16 protein-coding genes are annotated in these 15,593 nt (G+C 42.8%); 9 read left to right on the plus strand and 7 right to left on the minus strand.

What is annotated here, in order from left to right; genetic code table 11:
- Nucleotides 1-12: 12 nt before the first annotated feature.
- Nucleotides 13-507 (plus strand): REP-associated tyrosine transposase, encoded by a 495-nt coding sequence (locus JMW64_RS10675; RefSeq protein ID WP_201554650.1) that lies wholly within the window; start codon nt 13-15, stop codon nt 505-507.
- A gap of 407 nt (nt 508-914) precedes the next feature.
- Here JMW64_RS10675 and JMW64_RS10680 read toward each other — a convergent pair whose 3' ends face one another.
- Nucleotides 915-1,769: a M48 family metallopeptidase gene (locus JMW64_RS10680; protein WP_201554652.1), complete on the minus strand. Its 855-nt coding sequence runs from the start codon at nt 1,767-1,769 to the stop codon at nt 915-917.
- A 541-nt stretch (nt 1,770-2,310) separates the two neighbouring features.
- On the opposite strand from JMW64_RS10680, the gene JMW64_RS10685 reads away from it, so the two are divergent.
- From JMW64_RS10685 to gorA, 3 genes are all read left to right on the plus strand, one after another.
- On the plus strand, nt 2,311-3,099 hold the full coding sequence (locus JMW64_RS10685) for a threonine/serine exporter family protein (RefSeq protein ID WP_201554654.1): 789 nt from the start codon (nt 2,311-2,313) through the stop codon (nt 3,097-3,099).
- A gap of 1 nt (nt 3,100) precedes the next feature.
- Entirely contained in the window at nt 3,101-3,553 is a 453-nt protein-coding gene (locus tag JMW64_RS10690) for a threonine/serine exporter family protein (protein WP_194619273.1), read from the plus strand.
- Nucleotides 3,554-3,726: 173 nt separating this feature from the next.
- Nucleotides 3,727-5,082 (plus strand): glutathione-disulfide reductase, encoded by a 1,356-nt coding sequence (gene gorA, locus JMW64_RS10695; RefSeq protein WP_201554656.1) that lies wholly within the window; start codon nt 3,727-3,729, stop codon nt 5,080-5,082.
- 124 nt (nt 5,083-5,206) lie between these two features.
- On the opposite strand, the gene JMW64_RS10700 is transcribed toward gorA, so the two are convergent.
- Nucleotides 5,207-6,286, minus strand: coding sequence for an XAC2610-related protein (locus JMW64_RS10700; protein WP_055124675.1), 1,080 nt, complete (start codon nt 6,284-6,286; stop codon nt 5,207-5,209).
- 143 nt (nt 6,287-6,429) lie between these two features.
- A complete protein-coding gene (locus tag JMW64_RS10705; RefSeq protein WP_087815076.1) occupies nt 6,430-6,798 on the minus strand; it encodes a hypothetical protein in 369 nt (122 codons plus the stop codon).
- Nucleotides 6,799-7,045: 247 nt separating this feature from the next.
- On the opposite strand from JMW64_RS10705, the gene JMW64_RS10710 reads away from it, so the two are divergent.
- On the plus strand, nt 7,046-7,207 hold the full coding sequence (locus JMW64_RS10710; RefSeq protein WP_227676031.1) for a hypothetical protein: 162 nt from the start codon (nt 7,046-7,048) through the stop codon (nt 7,205-7,207).
- A 30-nt stretch (nt 7,208-7,237) separates the two neighbouring features.
- Here the strand turns inward: JMW64_RS10710 and JMW64_RS10715 are convergent, their stop codons facing one another.
- Together JMW64_RS10715 and JMW64_RS10720 are read right to left on the minus strand one after the other, a co-directional pair.
- Complete coding sequence (locus JMW64_RS10715; protein WP_201554658.1) at nt 7,238-7,861, minus strand: GNAT family N-acetyltransferase; 624 nt, start codon at nt 7,859-7,861, stop codon at nt 7,238-7,240.
- 90 nt (nt 7,862-7,951) lie between these two features.
- Entirely contained in the window at nt 7,952-9,589 is a 1,638-nt protein-coding gene (locus tag JMW64_RS10720) for an FAD-dependent oxidoreductase (protein ID WP_201554660.1), read from the minus strand.
- A 268-nt stretch (nt 9,590-9,857) separates the two neighbouring features.
- Here JMW64_RS10720 and truD point away from each other — a divergent pair, with 268 nt between their 5' ends.
- The gene (truD, locus tag JMW64_RS10725) at nt 9,858-11,114 is read left to right on the plus strand and encodes a tRNA pseudouridine(13) synthase TruD (protein ID WP_201554662.1); all 1,257 of its coding nucleotides are present in this window, start codon (nt 9,858-9,860) and stop codon (nt 11,112-11,114) included.
- Between the two features lie 32 nt (nt 11,115-11,146).
- Here truD and JMW64_RS10730 read toward each other — a convergent pair whose 3' ends face one another.
- Together JMW64_RS10730 and JMW64_RS10735 are read right to left on the minus strand one after the other, a co-directional pair.
- A complete protein-coding gene (locus tag JMW64_RS10730; RefSeq protein WP_193008597.1) occupies nt 11,147-12,604 on the minus strand; it encodes a GGDEF domain-containing protein in 1,458 nt (485 codons plus the stop codon).
- Nucleotides 12,605-12,966: 362 nt separating this feature from the next.
- Nucleotides 12,967-13,848, minus strand: coding sequence for a PHP domain-containing protein (locus tag JMW64_RS10735; RefSeq protein WP_201554664.1), 882 nt, complete (start codon nt 13,846-13,848; stop codon nt 12,967-12,969).
- Between the two features lie 222 nt (nt 13,849-14,070).
- On the opposite strand from JMW64_RS10735, the gene ispZ reads away from it, so the two are divergent.
- The 3 genes from ispZ to JMW64_RS10750 all read left to right on the plus strand — a co-directional run bounded on the left by ispZ (nt 14,071) and on the right by JMW64_RS10750 (nt 15,527).
- Nucleotides 14,071-14,622, plus strand: a complete 552-nt coding sequence (ispZ, locus tag JMW64_RS10740; RefSeq protein WP_045444273.1) for a septation protein IspZ — start codon at nt 14,071-14,073, stop codon at nt 14,620-14,622.
- Nucleotides 14,623-14,760: 138 nt separating this feature from the next.
- Nucleotides 14,761-15,090, plus strand: coding sequence for a YciI family protein (locus tag JMW64_RS10745; RefSeq protein ID WP_045444270.1), 330 nt, complete (start codon nt 14,761-14,763; stop codon nt 15,088-15,090).
- Between the two features lie 62 nt (nt 15,091-15,152).
- Nucleotides 15,153-15,527 (plus strand): hypothetical protein, encoded by a 375-nt coding sequence (locus tag JMW64_RS10750; protein WP_227676030.1) that lies wholly within the window; start codon nt 15,153-15,155, stop codon nt 15,525-15,527.
- Nucleotides 15,528-15,593: the final 66 nt, after the last annotated feature.

Here is a 15,593-nt window from a genome sequence, read left to right on the forward strand (position 1 = left end):
TGTAGATATAGCATGCAGTATCGAAGGCACTATCAAAAAGGAGCAACCTACTTTTTCACTATCAATCTAGCTGATAGGTCTAGCGATTTGCTAGTCAAAGAAATTGCAACACTTAGACGCGCCTTCAAACTCGTTAAACAAAAACACCCCTTCTACATTGATGCCATTGTTATCTTACCAGACCATTTGCATATGTTATGTACTATGCCAAATAATGATGCAGACTTCTCTAAACGAATAAAACTCATTAAATATTACTTTTCTTATAACATTGCCAAAACAGAATCTATTTCGAGTAGTAGACTTAAAAAAAGCGAGCGTGGTATTTGGCAACGTCGATTTTGGGAGCATTGCATTCGCGATGAATCAGACTATCGAGCACATATTGATTATATTCATATGAACCCTATTAAACATGAGTATGTTAAACAAGTTAAAGACTGGCAATATTCCTCATTTCATCGATTTGTGAAGGATGGTTTGCTTCCTATTGATTGGGGCTGTTGAGAATGGCCCTTTCATATTTAGATGTTGGGTGTCGCAAACTCCACCCAACCTACCATTGAATTTATGAAGATTGTTTTGGGACGCGGTTTAGCCCCGATTGTAGCGGTTATCCTGCTCAATTGAACGAGTTGCGAGGACTAGGTTTTGGCTTGGCTACGCGCAGCAAGAGACAGAACAAACCGTAGCCCTCGCCTCGTATCAGTGAGTAGATATGAGCGAAAAGCGGGATTGGCTCCAATACTTAGTTGTTAGATCTCGTACCTCGCCGCTAACCTACTTGACACCCAACACCAAGACGTAAGATGAAATTTAAACCAACCAATTTTCAACATTTATTCGCAAAAAAAGGTAAGTCGTTTGACTTACCTTTTTTGATAACATTCACTGATTTGATAGCATTTACTGAGTTATTTACGTTTAATGGTTCTAGTCGTTACTCCAGTCGTTGCCCCACTAGTTGCGTTAGTAGGTGCTTTAGCCGCCGCTTTATAAACTGGCGTAACCTCAGGTAAGAGTGCCTGAATTTTAGCGATACGCTGCCCAGAGTTTGGATGGGTAGACATCAACGTGGCTAGAGCGTTGCTACGACCATTGGCAGCCTCCATTTTTTGCCATACTGCAACGGCAGATTCTGGATTGTAGCCTGCCTGCGCCATTAAGCGTAGACCACCCGCATCGGCTTGTGACTCTTGACTACGAGAAAATGGCTTATCAAGTCCGTAGTCACTAATCAAACCCAACGCATCATCACTTAACCCTGTTCTTGACTGTAGTTCGGCACCACCTAACTGCAGCGCTAAGCCGGTCAGAATTTTTTGCCCAGCATCCTTTTTACTGTGCTCAGATAACGCATGGGTCATTTCGTGTCCCATGATTGCCGCGATCTCTGCATCTGTTAACTGTAGCTTTTCTACAATACCGGTATAAAAAGCCATCTTACCACCCGGCATTGCCCAAGCGTTTAATTCAGGTGAACGTATAACCGTGACCTGCCAATCAAAAGGAACGCCTGTTGTATTAGCGCGAACGGCGTAGGGCTTCATACGATTAAAGACGTTTTTCACTCGAATAGCGGTAGCAGAAGTATTATCTACCGCGCCTTGACTACTGGCTTTAGAGACCACTTGAGAGTAACTTTTAGCCGCATCAGTATTTAATGTAGCCGTATCGTACCCTGCCATATCGGCGACCGTAGTACACCCTGCTAAAGTAGTAATAGTAGTCAGCAATAGAGCATTTTTTATGTTATGAAAACTGGTCATTAGACGTCCTGGTTGAGAGATGCAATTGAGTTAAATAACTGAGCTAAAGGCAATGAATTGATAGACTTAACATTCCACGATCGAAATTCATGTCTTGCCACACATTAATTGAGAGCGATACGTCATTGAGAACGTAACTAAAATTCAATCAATATGTAATTATAATGTAAGTAATGTGTCTAAATTATCGAGGAAGAGATTATCATTATAGAAAACAAAAGTCTATTAATTTTATAGTCTATTATTTGTTTGATATTATTTGTTTGATATCACAATTCCCAGCCAACCTCCATTTGACGCCTACAACTTTATTCCTTTAATTAAAATCGCTGCTCAGAGAGCAGCCTGCAATAGATTCCACTAAATAAACGCTCGTATCACATTGATCACTCACGCATCTACCGTACGTTCTATTTTCTCTTTGCCAAAAAAATTTATACTTTATAGTAGCATCCAATATAATATCCGATAATGTCTGCGCGTCAGCATCCAGACCCTTTATAATAGCGTATCAATACCAACCAACCTGCGTATCTCACCCATGACCTCTATCAGCTACGTAAAGCAGCAGCGCATTACCCGACTATGCGTGCGCTGCGGATTACTCCTTATGCAGTATGGCGCTGAGTCTGCCGTGGTGGTGGACTTGTCCAAACGCTTGGGGCTTGCCTTGGGAATGAATAGCGTCGAATGTTCGCTGAACTTTAACGCCATCACCCTGACGACTATCTGTGACGAGCGCTGTATCACTACTACTAGAGACACAATCAATCAAAGCATCAATGTCAATTTATTGGTACAAATCCAGCAAATCGTCAACAAGACCGAAGCCACTATCGACAATAATGACTTGATTGACCGCACTACCCTTGCCTTTGATGAGTTGGATAAGACTGTGTATCCAACGTGGCTAGTAAGCGTGTTTGTTGGCGCGTCTTGTGCGGCGTTTGCTTATCTAAACGGTGGCAGTTGGTCGATTACCGCAGTGACATTTATCGCTGGTATGGTAGCGATGTTCACCCGTATTTACCTGTCCAAACAACACTTTAATCCTTTTATCACCGTCATTGTGACAGCATTTATTGCTTCCTTAATTGGAGCGACGACCTATTATTTTGATATTGGCAATAATGCCGATATTGCCGTTGCCTCTAGTGTGCTCTTACTAGTACCAAGCTTTCCTTTGATCAATTCTTTCTCAGATATCTTAAAAGGCTATGTCAATATTGGGATTGGACGTGCGGTTTTTACTTATATGCTCACCCTATCAGCGTGCGTTGGCATCGTGATGGCACTGGTTTTACTTCGCATACAGCACTGGGGGTTTTAAGATGTGGTTCATTGAAACCGTTGCGCTGTCGTGTATTATTACCCTTGGTTGGACGCTGATGTTTAGCGTACCCAAACGCTATATCCTGCCTTGCTTGCTGATGACTGCGTTTGGCTTCGGACTAAAGACGGCTCTTGTTTATCAGCATGTGCATCTCGTGGTTGCTAGCTTTTTTGGGGCGATGCTTGCCAGCTTTTTAGGTGTATATTTTTCCAAGAAATACACCCTACCGCCTAAAGCATTAATTTCGCCCAGTGTCATTTGTATGATGCCCGGTATCGCCGCTTATAAGGCGATGGTGAGTATGGTACAGATTGGCTATTTTGGCTTTTCAGACGAGTTATTTAGCCAAATGATGGTGTATTTGTTTGAGGCCTTATTTGTGACCTCGGGATTGGTATTAGGCTTATCCATTCCCGGACTGCTATTTTATAGACGTCGTGCCATTGTTTAAGTAGGTTTAGGCAGGTATAGACATTTAAATATTAGGCTGTTTCTAGTGAGATACTAACCACATCGAAGCGACTGAACATACCCTAACCACAAAAAACTTGTAAGATGGATGATAAGACCCATTACGGTAGAGTCCAAGATAGCACCAATAACAACTTAATAAAGAGATTCATTATGACCAAACATTATGATTATATCGCCATAGGCGGCGGTAGCGGTGGCATTGCTTCAATCAACCGTTCGGCGAGCTATGGCAAAAAATGCGCCATTATCGAAGCCAACCAATTGGGCGGTACTTGTGTGAACTTGGGCTGTGTACCCAAAAAAGTGATGTGGTATGGTGCGCAAGTTGCCGAGGCTATTCATAAATATGCACCAGATTATGGGTTCGATGTGGATGTTAAAGGTTTTGACTTCCAAAAATTGGTGCAGAGCCGTCAACAATATATCGAAAATATTCACCGCTCTTATGACAATAATTTGGCTAAAAACGGCGTCGAAGTGATCAAAGGCTTTGCCAAATTTGTCGATACCAATACCGTAGAAGTAAATGGCGAGCTGATTACCGCTGACCACATTTTGATTGCTACGGGCGGTCATCCTATTCAGCCAGATATCAAAGGCGCAGAATACGGCATCGACTCTGACGGATTTTTTGCGTTGAATCATTTGCCAAAACGCGTGGCGATTGTAGGCGCTGGCTATATCGCTGTCGAAATCGCAGGCGTGTTAAACAGTCTGGGTGCCGAAGTGCATTTGTATGTGCGCAAACACTCGCCGCTGCGCTCATTTGACCACAGTGTAGTAGAGGCGTTGCTGATAGAGATGGAGCAAGACGGTATTCAATTGCATACCAATACTACGCTCACGGAAGTCAATAAAAACGTAGATGGCAGCCTGACTTTGTGTACCGAAAATGGCAGCCTAGACACAACAGATTGTTTGATTTGGGCGATTGGTCGTGCGCCATCGACAGACAATATCAACCTGCAAGTGACGGGTGTGGAAACGAACGAAATTGGCAAAATCAAAGTCGATAAATTCCAGAACACCAATGTTAAGAACATCTATGCGGTCGGCGATATTATCGAAAACAGTGTGGATTTGACGCCAGTAGCTATTGCAGCCGGTCGCCGTTTATCCGAACGCTTGTTTAACAACAAACCTAATGAGCATTTGGACTATACGTTGATACCGACGGTGATCTTTACCCATCCTGCTATTGGTACGATTGGCTTGTCTGAAATCGACGCGGTTGAGCGCTATGGCAAGGACAATATCAAATGCTATAACTCAACATTTACCTCGATGTATAGCGCGGTGACCCAGCATCGTCAGAAATGTATGATGAAACTGGTGTGCTTGGGCGATGAGGAAAAAGTCATTGGTCTACACGGTCTTGGCTTTGGTGTTGATGAGATGATTCAGGGCTTTGCCGTCGCCATCAAAATGGGCGCGACTAAAGCGGACTTTGACAATACAGTTGCCATTCATCCAACTGGCTCAGAAGAGTTTGTGACAATGCGTTAAGATTGCGTTAAGATACGCCTTAGTTTGATAGGGTGTGTCAATAGAGAGGCTATTCTTAAGAGAGTAGCCTTTTTTTCTAGATTTGAGGGCTATCTGTCACCTTAACGAATTACTTCAATATTCTTTATTTCACTCTGACATTCTTAAACTGAATGACCTCATCCAAACTGCCAATCACGCTCTTAGGTTGCGTCTTTAACTGAACCGTCTTATTAGGTAGTTTTACCGTAATGCCTTGGTTATTGATTTTGTAGAGCACAGGTCTGTTGGTGAAGCTCAGTGTTTTCTTTGTTTTATCATAGTCAAACTGTCCTTCATAAAGCAGCTCAATTCGGCCCTTCTCATCTGCAAAAGCATAATATAATTGCTCGCTGCCCTCTTTATACTGACTATCGAGCACCATTTTTTTATTATTATCTACTGTCAGCATATAGATATAGGGAAATGAGCTTTCTGCTTGTTCGACATAGGGTGGTAACATTTCATAGTTCTCGACTTTCATTTTGCCATTGATCTTTTTGCTTTCAGTAATGGATAGCAGACTTCTGTTATTCCATTCTTCCTCAATGATATGGACAACGACTGGTTTATCGTTGATGACCTTAAACTCTTTAAACTGATGCCATGCTGCGCCACTTTTAGTCATAGTGCTCAAGATTTCACTGTCTTTATCAATGTCAAAAAAACCACAGTATCCCTGTGCCAGCTCTGTAAATCCATCACTATGCACGAAAGTATTATCTTCTTTTAGATAGACTTGGTAAGAAGGTCCACCATAACAGCCGTTGCGTCCATCTCTGAGTGCTAAGTCTTTTTGATCATCAAAATTAAAATCATCGTATATCAGCACGCTATGCTCGCCATAGTGCCTATTGGCAATATTGGCGCTAATTTTTTCACCTAGCTGACGCGCTTTACTGTTTTCCAACTCATAGTCAATATCGAGGCCGGCGGACTGACTAATAAGGGTTTGCCCAGTTTTTGCATTGACAACGTTAATAATACTGTTTGACTCGCTGTCTTCATCCTCTATTGTTGTGATGGTGGCAGAATAATCATCAGAGAATGCTTGAACTTGATAATGTTGATTTGAGGCTTGAGCCAAAGCTGGCAATATTGACGCAAAAACAAGGAAGCCGCTTGCTATTGTCGTTGCTCTGAATGCTCTTTTAAACAAGACCTTCGATAGAATATTGCCAGACATTGAGTACTCCTTATTTGCTTATTTTTTATTATCACAAACTTTATAAAACCATATAAACCACTCATTAGCTATTGTTAAGCACAAAAAAAGGCGCTACTTAAGCGCCTTTTTTATATCACTAACTTTGATGACTTTGTAAACCATTATTGAGTCAATACCCATTTGCCATTCACATCGTTCACCTTAAAAGCGCCACTATCGATACGACTTTTACCACCAATGGTTTGCGTGACGTCAGCAGTGCACAAATAAGTGTTGTCACCTTCGGTAGTATCGCAGCTTACGTTTTCTACTTTTTCAAGCTTTGGCATCATACCCTCCATCATGCCGCTCATCGCCTTTGCCATCTCATCATTGCCTGCGTTCGCCATCGCATCGTCCATCATACTATTGGCTTGCTCGTATTGTGCCTCGATTAACGCTTCAACTGTGCTTTCAGAAGGTGCATTAGAGCATGCGACAAATAGCGGTGTTAGTAATGCTATGACTGCCAGTTTTTTCAGATTAGTCATCTCAATCTCAATGTATCTATAATGTTACTTCACTATACAGAATTACTTAAAAATACCCAACTTAATTTTAGAATACAAGTTTAGATTTATGATGAATAGCTTTTATCATGCAATGAAATAAACGAATTAACGGGCGGTGCATACTGACAGTCCATTCACGATACTGCTATGATGTGGTATTCAAAACCGTTGCGAGATAACTGTGTGGCAGGTGTACTTTTTTATATTACCGATTGGTCTGGGAATTATGACCTTGGCAGCAAGTTTGTTATTTTTGTTTGCCTATCTGATGTCTGATGACAATGCCACGCGCTTGCCCGCTTTTAACTGGTTCAAGCGCTTAATCATCGTGGCATTTATATTACTAAGTGTTGGGCTATTTATGACCTTTGGTCATTTTTGGGGTTAATAAAATCAGCCTTTAAACATTCAAGATTTTTCAATGAACCATTTTTTCTAACTCCAATAATTCTAAATCTTCACGCTTTGGCTCGCCATTATTGCCGTCATTTGGAAATGGCATTTTATTACCATTTAGCTCATAACCTCGGCGCTGATAGTAAGCCAACAGCTCAGGACGATGACTCAAAATGGACATGGTCAAACGCGCAGTGTTTTTAGCTGCTGCTTGCTCATCTGACTGTAGATGATGAGTAGCAAAGGTTTCTGCTGCTTGCAAAATAACATTACCAACGCCCTGCCCTTGCAGCTCTGGATCTACTGCAAACATGCCGATGTAGGCTTTGTTATTTGAGTCAGCATCGGTTTTGATATCGACAGCGATACAACCGAGTATCTCACCCGTTTCCTTTCCATCACGGTCGCCCGTTGTCGTTTTTGGATAGACAAAGTAATAGTGATTAGGGTCATTAATCACGGCAGCGAGCTCAGCTGACGTGGTTCGAATACCGCCAATTAAATCCGCCTCATTGGTCCAACCTGCGGTCTCGCGATAACAGCGATTTAATAATTGCTCAAGTGCACCAATATCATCGGCTTGCGCTTGTCGTAAAAACACGGACTCTCTATCCAAGTAATTTTTATCTATAGTGTTTTTATTCATATTATAATTTTTCCTTTCCTTGTTTGTATTAAAAAAACTGACCCAAATCGATAGGTCAGCCTTAATAGTAATATGTATCCATCTTGAGTACTAGGGCGATAACGCCTGTGCTTGGTCGATAATATTAAATCCTGCATTGAGCTGTGCACGCGTTGGTGCATGACCACGGCGAAGTAGTTCAGAAAAGGCAACCAACTCTTTATCACGCCCTAAAGTGCTAGCCGCACTAGCACGTGTGTTTTCCCCAACATCATCAAAGTAGTATTCGATATAATCTAACGTATCTGGCGAACCAAACAAGATATTATTATCGGGTGTCTTCGCATGTCCACTATAGCGTAGGCTCTTGCCATATTGCATCGTCCAAAAGAAAGGGATACGCGCGGCGAGCGAGTTGACACTATCATCATTTAATATCGCAGCCGCAGTCACTAAGCCATGTTGCAAGGCCACGCGCCAATGTTCAATGCGCATGCGCCCCATTTGTCCAGAAGCTTTCGCAATATCGCCCAATGCATAAACACCCTCACGCAGCTGCAAATGCTCATCCACTTGCACGCCATCTGTCGCGTTTACTCCCTCGAACAATTCTGTACGTGGTGCTACGCCAGTCCCTAAAATCACGATGTCTGCATCGACTTGCTCACCATTTGCTAATTTAATAGCACCAACTTGTGAGAAATTGCTACCGCTATTCTCATTCGCTTTTTCGACCTCAACGATTTCGGTCACGCTGGCATCAAAAACAAACTGAATCCCATTTTCTTCATGCAGCTTGATCAGCGCATTACTGACGGTTTCAGAGACGATATTTCCCATCACGCGATGGTCTTGTCCGATGACCGTAATAGAAGCCGTCGTGCCTGCTTGTGCCAATGCGGAAGCAACCTCCATACCGATAAAGCCAGTACCGACAATCACCACACGCTGATCGTGACTGGCCGCTTTGATCAATTTGGCATCATTCATACTACGTAAGGTATAAACGCCATCAAGCTCAGCCCCTTTAAAAGGCGGTATCTTTGGCTCAGCACCTGTTGCGACCACTAAGAAATCAGCGGTTTGTCTGTCACTATGACCATTTTTATCTTTAATAATAATCGCACATTCATTGGGCAATACTTCGCTGACGGTTTGATTCAAGCGCAAATGAATATCGTGTTTGCTCGCCCAATCTGCACCCCCTAGTAGAAGCTTCTCTTCAGGCATATTGCCCGCTAAAAATGCTTTGGACAATAATGGACGGTTATAAGGGGCTTTATCATCAGCACTAATCAAGGTGATTTTGCCGCCATAGCCAGTGTTACGCAGCTGATGCGCTGTCATAAAACCTGCTGCGCCGCCGCCCACGATGAGAGTATGCGTATCGATAAGCTTATCATTTGCAATCTGTTTATCTCTCTTCGCTGAAGTATTCACCGTCAAGCTGTCGCCATTATCGGTCACTTCATATTGAGTCAATCCTGCTGTCGCGACTGGCTCTAATAGCGTCCCATCGCGGCTATCAAAAGTTGCATGATGCCAAGGACAGACCACGCGATTGCCACAACGTAATCCTGTGCCTAAATCTGCCCCTGCGTGCGGGCATTTACCATCGAACGCCTGAAACTCATCGTCGTCGCGGGTGATTAAAATGATACTATCATCATCTTGCTTGTAAGATTTCATGCCGCCACTGGCAATATCAGCCTTATTAATAGTCACTGTGTCAATCGTTGCATTGGTCATAAGTCTTCCTCAACAGTTATAATGGTGCCCTGAATCAAACGTGTTGAAAACAACCCTATCGCATCAGCCAGTTTCAACGAAAAACACCATTCTCGATACGTTTATTTAAATGTTTTTTTAAAACGCTATCCATTGATAGTAGCAAGACACTTTCGCACACGCTGTTTTTTTTGTATGTTTCCTGCGTTGCAAAACGTAATCGTTAACTGTTAATCCCTATGCTTACCTATTTTTTTTAAATCTTATCCTCAACATAAAAGACGACTTTATGAATTCTCGTGATGACATGACCGATATTAATGCTAGCCCTCAATCCGCTCTCGAAAAGAGTCAATTTGATAATGAGCAGTTTGATACGGCAAGTATCGATATTACCGCAGCGACGGATACTGCGCAGTTACCGCAGCCTATTCAACCACCTGTACAGCAAGCAACCTATAAAGCCCACGCAACAGACTTTATCGTTAATGAGCTATTGCCGCTCGAATTCACCGGTGAAGGTGAGCATTTATGGCTGCATATCCAAAAATCAGGGATGAATACCGCTTATCTTGCCAAACTACTATCAGAGTGGGCAGAGATTCCTCTGCGTGATGTTGGTTATTCAGGTCTTAAGGATCGCCATGCATTGACAACGCAGTGGTTTAGTTTGAGAATACCAAAAAAGCAACTACCAACATCTGAGTTTGTACCAGTCGATATTGGAGCCAATGAATCGGTTACGATCATTGACCAGCAATGGCATAATAAAAAGCTCAATCGCGGCACGCATCGCGCCAATCAATTCACCATCACCTTGCGTGATATCCAATTTGCTAATTTTGATACAGCATTGCCAGCACCTGAGCAATTATTGTCGGCGAAGCAAGATGTCGAACAGCATTTATCAAGCATCGCTATAAATGGCGTGCCCAATTATTTTGGCCCTCAGCGTTTTGGACGAAATGGCAATAATATTAGAGAAGCATTATCACTGTTTGCGCGTCCACTACAGCAAAGTCGAGCACAACCCAAAAAGAGCAAACGCAAGCACGCGCCACGTGAGCAAAATACAATGGAGCTGTCTGCCGCACGTAGCTTAATTTTCAATGAGATATTGGCAGTACGAGTGCGTGATGGCAGCTGGAATACTGGGCTGGCAGGCGAAGTGTTTAACTTAGAGGGTTCAGGGTCAATATTTACTAGCGAAGCCATAGACGACACGTTGCGTGAACGCCTTGAGACGGGTGATATCCATCCCACTGCTGCATTATGGGGCAAGGATAATGATAAAGTCAGCGGCATGGCAGCAAGTACTGAGAAAAATGTGATTCAACAAAATCCATTACTGGCGCGCTTAGCCAATGGCTTAGAGCAGCGTGATGTAAAAGCACAGCGCCGCGCGCTGCGCCTACCTATTGAAGCGCTGTCTTGGGAATGGCAGGATAAAGATAATGAACAGACATTGGTGCTGAGCTTTACGTTAACGACAGGTAGCTTTGCCACCAGTGTCTTGGCAAGCTTAGTAAAACAATTAATATACTAAAACGTATTTGACCCTTCGACTATGGCAGCTAGCTATGTGCCATAGAGCGCTTCAATATTATTATTTTTTGCTGCCAACATCTCGTTGGCACTCACCACTTGATCACGGCCACGGCCTTTGGCTTCATACAAAGCCTTATCTGCCATACAAATTAAGCGCTGGCAAATATCGTGAGGTAGCTGCACTGCGGGAATTTTACGATTCACGCGTTTGCTACTATACGAGGGAATTCTCTGCGGTTTAGCAAGCGACTGCGATGCATCCTTTTTATTCAGAGTTTCGCAGGCTTGTTTTATACAATTACGCTCACCATGAGTCAGTGTATATAGTCCCAAGCTGGCAGTCACACTAAAGGCTGTATCGTCATCGAGAATGATGACGTGTTTGGCGATAACGCGCCGTAATTGTTCAGCAATTATCATAGCTGTGTCGTGCTTCGTATCTGGCAATACAATCAAAAACTCCTCACCGCCATAGCGACTCACGATTGTTTCATCAGTTAAAGACTGCAAGAGCGTCTGTGCGACCTCCACCAATACTCGATCCCCAATCTCATGGCCGTAACTGTCATTGACCTCTTTAAACCAATCCAAATCCAATAAAATAACGCTGATATCTTGATGGTCTTCTACTGACTTCAGCACCTGCTTCATTTGCATCATCCCGTAACGGCGACTTTTGAGTTGGGTTAGCTCATCTTGATTGGCATGCTGCAAAATTTCCTTTTTACTGTCATCTAATATTAGCAACAAAGTACGAAACATATAGATAATAAAAATAGCTTTTGGTAGCGCCATATAAATATGCGTAGAACGCCAAAAAAAAGCGGAAGATCGGCGCAATTGATCAACACTGTCCCAATTTAGCGTGCCATTTTGAAAAATAGAGGCAGAGATGGCGTTTTCGATTGTCGTAATTTCACTATAATTGATATAACTATAATAGGTATCAAGAGGAATGACCGTGAGCGTCATTTGACGCAGATTGGGTAAAGTAACGCCAAGATAAGGAATAAATGTGACTGCTAGAATGACGGCTGCGTGCCCTAAAAATGCTCTCCATACATAGCGCCGACGTATAAGCATCATCCCCAATATCGCACCGCCGACTAAAGAGACGCCCGCGACCAAGCTACTATGTCCTAGAACTAAAATAACCATTGCAATATAGGCACTATAGACCGTAATTAGTATGCCTTGCCACTTATACAAATTGCTATTGGCTTTTTTGACAGGTGAAAAACGACTGGTCATCCATAATAAAAACAAAGCTACCAGTGTCACGCCGAACCATAGTGGATACAGCAGGGCTATATCAACATAGGTATCATAAACATCACGGCGCCACCAAACAAATAAACACCATAGCCAGTGTAAAGATACCTCCATCACCATAAATAAAGCCAGTAATGACGTTTTATCAGCAGCTTGCCACTCAAAAATTGCTTGAGATAGCTTGGTGTAGCCTAGATGAGATATCGATACAGCCATAGTAGGGCTACCGCAAATATTGAAAGTTATTAAGTTGACATTAAAACCATTAAATAAAAATCAAAAGCCTGAATCAACAATAATAAATGATATGACTTTTTACCTTATACCATTCCCAAAAACTTAAGTAGATAAGAATGCGAGTGTCGGTACTACATTTTGTAAACTAAACGGGAGTTAACCCCGACAATTTCATTTTTAAAAATAAATCCCACTTATCTAGTGTGGCAATTTCTGTCGCAGTTATCAATCTATTTAGTGCCTTCATGCGTCAATATATGACGCATGGTTTTTGGATAACCTGTCAATTGATATTTCAGCTGAGTTAACATTCAAAACTGTATTCAGCAATGAATTTTCGGCTAAGAAAACATCGCAAAAGACTGCCAAACTCCTTGCTGATCAGGGTTCATTGTCGGTACATCACCCAAACGACGCCACGGCATATTGCTACCATGAAAGTCACTGCCGATCGAGGCGACAAGATTGTGGGCAGCGATACTGCGATCGACCATTCTGCGAGTACTAACCGGTTCGCTATTCGACGGCAGCTCACAAGCATCGCCACCAAGACCAGCAAACTCTTCAATCAGTTTACGGACTCGTGTTGCTGAAAGCTGATAACGTGTGGGATGCGCCAACACCGCCTTGCCACCACAAGCCTGAATCAGCTCAATGCCGTCAGCCATGCTCAGTGCATCAATCGCCACATAAGCAGGCTTATTGTCTGCCAAATACTTATCAAAAGCTTTTTGTACCGTCTTGACTTCACCGCGCTCAAACAATACTTGACCAATATGCGCGCGCCCGACCGCTTGTGGATTGCCGCCAGCTTTATCAAGTACGGCTTGCCACAGCTCATCATAGTTAATATCTAATAGCGCGCTGAGCTTTTCAGTGATTCGTTGACCACGCGTGGCACGGCTATCCTGTAATTGTTGCAGCGTTGCATGCATTTTTTCGCGATCGGTAAAATCTAGCCCCAGCACATGGATGATTTTATTGGTTGATTTATTTTTGCCATACCCACCAATAAGTGTGTGCTCACAGCTTATCTCGACCCCATTAATCAGCTGCATATCGCAGGCAATGGCAGCCGCACGCGCCTCATCAATTCCTGCCAGCGTATCGTGATCGGTCAATGCCAATACATTGACGCCGGCCGCATGGGCGCGCTGCACTACTTCCGTTGGTGCATAAGTACCATCAGAGCAAGTGCTGTGACAATGTAAATCGAATTTCATAAGAGAAGCCTTAGCATTAAAAATTAAAAGTGTAGAAAACAAAAAAATGAGCACATTGGCAATAAGCCGTTATATTTGGCAGTTGTCATGATTATGAGTCATAATCATCAGATATTGCTACGCAGGCCTGTGATATAGCATGATTATCGTGTTGATTGCTTTTTTTTGGCGCAGTAGACGTGTAAACTACCCCATACGTTTTTGTCGGACATCCCCTTTGCTATGAAAGCTTTATTAGACTTTATTCCCTTAATTGCCTTTTTTATTGCTGCTCGCTACAGTGGTATCCTAGCGGGGGCAGGTGCGTTGCTCATCGCCACCATCATCGTTTATGCCATTCATTTTATTCGCCAAAAAGGCACGTTTGATAAACAGCAATGGGTTGTCTTACTATTAACCATTTTATTTTGTGGTGGTACTTTATTATTGCGTGATGATATCTATCTGCGTTGGAAGTCACCCATTATCAACGGTATCTTTGCACTAACACTTCTGGTGAGTGCTGCGATTAATAAACCACTGATGCAACTGGCGATGAAAGATGTTTTTTTGCTGACGATGAGTGGTTGGAAAAAACTCACTCTCGCTTGGGCACTATTCTTCGCCTTTATGGGCATACTGCATTATATCACAGCGTTTACGATGTCAGATGAGGCATGGATTAACTTTAAAACTTATGGCTGGATTCCGATTATGTTGGTATTCGTCATCGCCCAGTTTGCCGTATTAAAAAAGCACCTCAACCCTGCGCTCACGGATAAAACCGTCAAATAATACTCAATTTATCATTTTATAATAGAGCCAATGCTATTTCTAAATGCCAATAGCGACAATCATTAATCGCAATTAGCTCGGGCGCATTAAGCAAAACACTTTAAATTAATCATAATTTTCATTAATCGAGGAAGTCTCATGTCCTTATTTGCCATTATTGGTCATGACGTGGCCAATAGCAGCGCACAACGTCAGATTACCCGCGCTGAACATGTCGAACGCTTGCAAGCTTTAGATCATGACAATCGACTGATTATCGCTGGTCCAACACCCATCGAGCATGGCAAAGGCGAGATGTCAGGCAGCTTAATTATTGCTGACTTTGACTCTGCAGAAGCAGCGCAAGCATGGGCAAACGATGAGCCTTACTTACGTGATGGCGTGTACAGTCACGTAGATATCAAACCCTTTATTCATACATTGCCAAAAGCGGATGACAGCGCATCAGTTAAAGTAGCAAAATCGTGATTCAGTGCCTATCTTTGTTAAAAAGTCGCTCTTATCAGCGTAGCATTGTTAGTATGATTTTTATGGCTACTGTTTCAGCACAGGCTGCGCCGACGGTGACAGCTATCGATGTGGCTGATCCAACACTCACGACACCCGTGCCAGCTCAACCAATATCGACCGCTCAACCAACGAAAAACTCAGTGATGAATATCAGCGATACATTGGCGGCGCAATTACAACCATCTGATAAGGCGTTATCCGATGCCAATCAGCAGCTATTAAGCCGTAATGCACAGTTGCAGCGCGAGTTGAATGACTTGCAAACTCAAGTAAATGTTTTGGTCTACGAGAGCAAAGGTCAGCTTTTTTTATACGGTGCATTTACTGTGTTAATTAGCTTACTGGTCGGTATTTTTATTTCTTGGTTGGTGTTTGTCCGCCGTGAACGCTGGTAATCCGCCGTGAACGCTGGTAACTAGTACCACGCGCTTTTTATTGATTTATCTTATGTGACTGTCTAT

It is taken from the genome of Psychrobacter immobilis, from assembly GCF_904846065.1.
GTDB lineage: Bacteria > Pseudomonadota > Gammaproteobacteria > Pseudomonadales > Moraxellaceae > Psychrobacter > Psychrobacter immobilis_H.